The sequence below is a fragment of the Moorena sp. SIO4G3 genome, assembly GCF_010692305.1.
GTDB classification, from domain to species: Bacteria; Cyanobacteriota; Cyanobacteriia; order Cyanobacteriales; family Coleofasciculaceae; genus Moorena; species Moorena producens_A.
On the sequence record NZ_JAAHIG010000514.1, the window covers coordinates 1 to 5,398 of the forward strand.

At 45.5% G+C, this 5,398-nt stretch carries 4 protein-coding genes and 2 pseudogenes; 3 read left to right on the forward strand and 3 right to left on the reverse strand.

Annotated elements, in window-relative coordinates; all coding sequences use genetic code 11:
* Positions 1-1,002: HlyD family efflux transporter periplasmic adaptor subunit (locus F6J99_RS41560; protein WP_293122403.1), on the reverse strand; the 1,002-nt coding region annotated here is incomplete at its 3' end.
* 687 nt (positions 1,003-1,689) lie between these two features.
* Between F6J99_RS41560 and rppA the strand changes: the two genes are divergently transcribed.
* Genes rppA through F6J99_RS41575 form a run of 3 tightly spaced genes read left to right on the forward strand, consistent with a single transcriptional unit; the run spans position 1,690 to position 3,928 of the window.
* Positions 1,690-2,388 (forward strand): two-component system response regulator RppA, encoded by a 699-nt coding sequence (gene rppA / locus F6J99_RS41565; protein ID WP_293122406.1) that lies wholly within the window; start codon positions 1,690-1,692, stop codon positions 2,386-2,388.
* A complete protein-coding gene (gene rppB / locus F6J99_RS41570; protein WP_293122409.1) occupies positions 2,385-3,761 on the forward strand; it encodes a two-component system sensor histidine kinase RppB in 1,377 nt (458 codons plus the stop codon). The genes rppA and rppB overlap by 4 nt, the downstream gene beginning before the upstream one ends.
* A 41-nt stretch (positions 3,762-3,802) precedes the next feature.
* A complete protein-coding gene (locus tag F6J99_RS41575) occupies positions 3,803-3,928 on the forward strand; it encodes a hypothetical protein (protein WP_293122412.1) in 126 nt (41 codons plus the stop codon).
* Between the two features lie 314 nt (positions 3,929-4,242).
* Here F6J99_RS41575 and F6J99_RS41580 read toward each other — a convergent pair.
* Positions 4,243-4,629, reverse strand: a pseudogene (locus F6J99_RS41580) (Dps family protein); the annotation flags it as partial.
* A 36-nt stretch (positions 4,630-4,665) separates the two neighbouring features.
* A pseudogene (locus tag F6J99_RS41585) lies at positions 4,666-5,278 on the reverse strand (transposase); the annotation flags it as partial.
* Between the last annotated feature and the right edge of the window lie 120 nt (positions 5,279-5,398).

Below are 5,398 nucleotides of genomic sequence, written 5' to 3' on the forward strand. Positions count from 1 at the left end.
AAAAGTCTGATTAGGCAGACTAGAAACTTCTAATCTGACCTTTTGGCCTATTTTTACCTTGTATAAATCTTTTTCATAAATATTAGCAGTTGCCCAGACTTGATTATTGTTAACAATCCTCATCAGTTGCCCACCTGCGTCTTCAAAGGATTCACCCAAGGTTACTTGCCATTGCGCTACTGTACCGGAAATTGGAGCAAGCACCGTTACCCTTCCTTGGTCATTAGCAGAATTACTAAGTTGTTGCAGTCGGGTTTTGTAGGTAGTATCGCTCAGTTGAACCCGAGATTTGGCAGCCTTAACCGCTGTTTGAGCCCGTTTTAGTTCCGCTTCTGCTTCCAGAACTTCTCGACGACTAAATGCTCTTTTCAGTAACGTTTTAGCCTCTGCTAGCTTAGTTTTCGACTCTAGCATCTGACGTCGAGCCAGAGCACCTTCGATGGCTAATGCTAGGTCTTTATCGTACTCTTCTTGGGCTACTGCTAGCTGAGTTTCAGCTTCATCAATTTCAGCAGCAGCAATTTGACGCTGACGTTCTAAATTTTCCTGAGCTAGTTCGAGATTTGCCTCAGCTTCTCCCAATGTTGCCTTAGCTTCAGTCAGTCTGTCGAGAGACTCAACCCGCAATTGAATTAACTCCAAGCTAGAGATGACAGCAACCGCTTGACCTTTTTTGACCCTCTGACCTGGTTTGACCAAAAGTTTAGCAACTGTACCGGGAATCGGTGCTGTTACTTGCGCCTGTTGGTTGGGCTGGGTTTCAATTTGCCCGGTGGTTTTAATACCAATATCCAAAAACTGCCTAGAGACGGATTGGAGTTTAATCCCAATTTGACTAGCGGTGGTGGCATCTACCTCAATTCCTTCGGGATTGCTGGTGGCTTCGGTTCCGCTTTGGAACTCATTACCATGCCCGGCATGGGCGAAAACAGCAACTGGTGCGATCGCTATCAGCAGCAAAAAGGTAAACGTTGAAGCCAGGATTGTTTCTGTCTTGTGCATAATGGATCAGTGCTTTTTATGCTCAGCAGAGGGTGCAAGTAGTCACCATAGTCTCCACCCAGATACCTAAGAGGATATCTGAAAAGTTTTTTTATACTGAATTTTGCCCCCCTAGCCCCCCAACTTTGGGGGGAACAAGAGTCAATTTGCTTCTAAAAGTCCCCCGCCGCCCTAACCCCCCAATTCTGGGGGGAAGAACGCGGATGCTTCGCTTTTTGACAGATGGGGACCAACGGGGGCTTGGATGTAGCAAATGATACTTCTCAGACAACCTCTAAGATGTCAGGATGGTCATTTGCTGTCGTCTTGATTAAGTATCACAAGCAAATATGAAATCAGGATGAAATGTTAGGTATCAATGAAATTATTTTTTTTAGGACTTTGGTAAGCCTTCAGCTTCTGAGAGTAGGAAATTGATTTGTTAAAAATTGTTAATCAATGTTACAATTTCATTCTATGTTTTAGAATTAATGCTTTAGGAGCCGTGTAGGAATTGTGAGATTTTTTGATGCCATATTCTATAATTACTACTCGCTATTCCCTGCTCCGAATTTATCTTTGCTATTACATAAATTTGCTATAGGTTCGTGCAGCTTTAAGCTATTTATCCAAGTAAAGTTACACCCTGCCCCGCTTTCTTTCCCGCATATCGCTACTATAGACAAAGTATCCAGCGGGAAAAGACAGATGAGAGTACTGCTAGTTGAAGATGAGCCAGATTTGGGTGCTGCAATTAAGCGAGCATTAAATATAGAGAAGTACGTGGTGGACTTGGTTGTTAACGGCACTGAAGCTTGGGGTTATTTAAACAACCACGAAACTCAATATACCCTAGCTATCTTCGACTGGTTGCTGCCAGGGCTATCCGGACTAGAGTTACTGCGTCAGTTACGCTATCGTAATAATCCCTTGCCTATTTTGATGCTAACGGCAAAAGACCGCCTGGAAGATAGAGTGATGGGTTTGGATACGGGAGCCGATGATTATTTAGTCAAACCGTTCCGAATGGCAGAGTTGCTAGCAAGAGTTAGAGCCTTGCACCGGCGCACACCCTTACTCCAGCCCCAACAACTTCAGGTGGGTGAGCTTATTTTAGACTATGGTAACCGAACGGTTCATCGTCTTGCTGCTAACGGTGAGAAACTCGACATTCCACTCACGAATAAAGAATTCCAGCTCTTAGAGTATTTCATGAAGCATCCCAATCAGGTGATGACCACCAACCAAATTCGCAATCAACTTTGGGAAGTGAATGCAGAACCGATTAGTAACGTAGTGGCGGCTCAAATGCGCCTGCTACGTCGGAAACTTGAATCAATCAACTCCAGCATTCCGATTGAAACTGTGCATGGTTTGGGATATCGTCTCAATCTGAAAAAATCATGAATCAAAATAGGCTATTTAACCAGACTCGTGGGAAATTAGCACTTTCCTATGCCATCGTGATGGGGTTTATTTTGAGCCTGTTGGGATTTGGTGTTTACAGAGCGATCGTTCATACCCATTTAGTCACTTCAGACCGGGAGTTAAAATCCGTTGCGGGCACACTCCATGATAGTCTGGAATGGAAGCTCAAGGAACCTGGACAGGTAGAGCCGATAATTGGGGAACTTTTACCGAATCTGTGTATCGTTGGAGTTAACTGTTCTAAACCACTGGTGAGTTCCCAGCGCCACATCCTCAGTGCTGTTAGCCAAGGTCACTACTACATCCGGCTATTTGATACCTCAGGAGGTTTAATTGCCGTTGCAGGAACTTACCCAGAGGGATTACCCCAGGTGTTTAATCAAGCACCTTGGCAAACCATTTCCGATGGTAAGGGCAACTCCTATCACCAAATTTCTCTATCGCTACATACTCAAGATCAGCGGGATTGGGGGTATTTGCAGGTGGGGCACTCTCTCCAATACCTCAACAACTACCTCAATACGGTAAAATTAATCTTGGGATTAGGGCTGCCAATGGCAATGATCTTAGTCGGCAGTGGCAGTTGGTGGTTAGCAGGGTTGGCAATGGAACCTATTTACCAATCCTATAGACAGATTCAACAGTTTACCGCTGATGCTGCCCACGAGCTACGGACACCGATAGCTGCAACACTGGCAACGGTTGAGTCAGCGCTTTTGATGCCTAGCTTGGATCAACAAGAAGCACGAAACATTCTGGAAATTGTTGAACGTCAAAATCAGCGGCTGAGTCAGTTAGTTGCGGATTTGTTGTTGTTGTCTCGCTTAGATAGACAACCGGCATCTGTGGGTCACCAGACATGCTGTCTCAATGATCTGGTTAGCGATTTAGTTGAGGAATTAGCAGCCTTGGCAATCGCTTCCGAAATTACACTGACATATTCGGTGCGATTGCAAACTCCTCTGGAGGTTGTGGGTGATTCTGAGCAGCTTTATCGCTTAGTTTCTAATTTAATTGTTAATGGTATCCAATACACCCCTGTGGGTGGTAGAGTAACTGTTATTTTAGACAAGAGCGACCAACAGGCGGTGATCCAGGTAGAAGATACGGGGATTGGTATTGCCCAGGAAGACCAAGGGCTAATTTTTGATCGCTTTTATCGAGTCAATAGCGATCGCTCTCGTCACACAGGAGGTTCCGGATTAGGGCTCGCAATTGCTAATGCGATCGCTCAAGCACACCACGGTAGCTTGCAAGTATACAGCGAACGAGGTGTTGGTAGTAGGTTTACTCTTCGATTACCCAAGGCAGTTACTTCGGGTGCATCTCATATTTGTAAAAAAGTTGCGTAGGGTGTGTTAGGGGGGGCCTCATTGTCTTGATGCAGTCGCTCATGGGGGAAACCCCCAAGACCGCGCTGCATCGCTTTTCGCCTCGTAGCCAGGGTTTAGACAGCCCGCCCCGTAACGCACCACCTTGTCAAACAACAAAAATGAGATGCACCCGTTACTTCGTTTGATCAGGAACACTTTAGCGCTCCAGTTTTTTTCCAGTCCAATTCCTAAGTGTTTAAAGCTTCATATAAAGTATGAAGTATGAAAGATAAAGGAATAAAGGGAAATAGTGAGGGATGAACAGATATAGCTCAAACCATACCAGTTGTTGAACAACCGATAAATTATACTACTTTATCCTTCATATTGGGAGCATGTCAATTTTGTTAATCCCTGATTCAGATCCCCCATTATCCCCCTTAAAAAAGGGGGACTTTTGAATCTAATTCCCCCCTTTTTTAAGGGGGGCTAGGGGGGATCTATGTACATAATTACAAGCTTATTTGAGAATACTGCGCAGCATCCAAGCCGTTTTCTCATGTATGCTCATCCGTTCCGTCAACAGGTCAGCTGTAGACTCATCGTTAGCACGTTCAGCGGCTGGGAAAACAGACCGTGCAGTTCTTACCACTGCCTCATTGGCTTCCACTAGCAAGCGCACCATTTCCTCAGCCTCCGGAACATTGCTTGTTTCTGGGATGGAGGATAATTGCGCATACTGACTGTAGCTGCCAGGAGCAGGATAGCCTAGGGTACGAATCCGCTCTGCGACCGCATCCACTGCTAAAGCCAACTCATTGTACTGTTGCTCAAACATCAGGTGTAGGGAGTTGAACATTGGTCCAGTAACATTCCAGTGGAAGGCATGAGTCTTCAGGTATAGGGTTTGACACTCCCCGGTCATTAGACGCGGGGATTCTTGCTTCAGCGATCCAACGTGGCTCTTCCAGACCGGAGTCAGGAAGAGTAGAGGTCGGGTCTCCGCAAGCGTTCGGGTCTTTGACGACCCAGGTTCCGGTGTGCCCCACCGTACCCAATGCTCGTTTAAGGATATTGATCGCGGCATTATGGTCACGGTCTAATTCACAACCGCATTCACAGACGTGAGTCCTAGTTGATAGTGACTTTTTAACCACTTCTCCGCATTCAGAGCAGTTTTGGCTTGTATAAGCAGGATTCACCGCAACAGTGACCCTGCCAAACTTGACTCCAAAATGCTCTAACCATTTCCTGAATTGATACCAACCCGCATCATTAATAGACTTAGCCAGGCAGTGATTTTTAACTAAATTCTTTACTCTTAGGTCTTCATAGGCGACCAAGTCGTTAGACCGGATTACGCAGCGCGCAATTCTCTTTGCGTGCTCCTCACGTTGCCTACTTATTCTAAGATGCTGTCTACCTAGTTTATTAATAGCTTTCTTACAGTTGGACGAGCCTTTCTTTTTCCGAGAAACCCGACGTTGATAAAACTTTAATCGCTTTTCCCCAGTTCTATAAAACCTGGGGTTAGGCTCAGAATTTCCATTAGAATCAGGTAGAGTCGATGCCTGGTATTACCCAGGGCACCTCTCTTTCAGAACCGTACGTGCGACTTTCACCGCATACGGCTCCTAGATATTCTCTCCTTTCGGAGTGCCCTTGCTTTTCTTGTT

What these genes read in the sequence shown, in the direction of transcription:
- rppA (WP_293122406.1), top strand. Translation starts at nt 1,690, where the DNA reads ATGAGAGTACTGCTAGTTGAAGATGAGCCAGATTTGGGTGCTGCAATT.
- rppB (WP_293122409.1), top strand. Translation starts at nt 2,385, where the DNA reads ATGAATCAAAATAGGCTATTTAACCAGACTCGTGGGAAATTAGCACTT.
- F6J99_RS41575 (WP_293122412.1), top strand. Translation starts at nt 3,803, where the DNA reads ATGGGGGAAACCCCCAAGACCGCGCTGCATCGCTTTTCGCCTCGTAGC.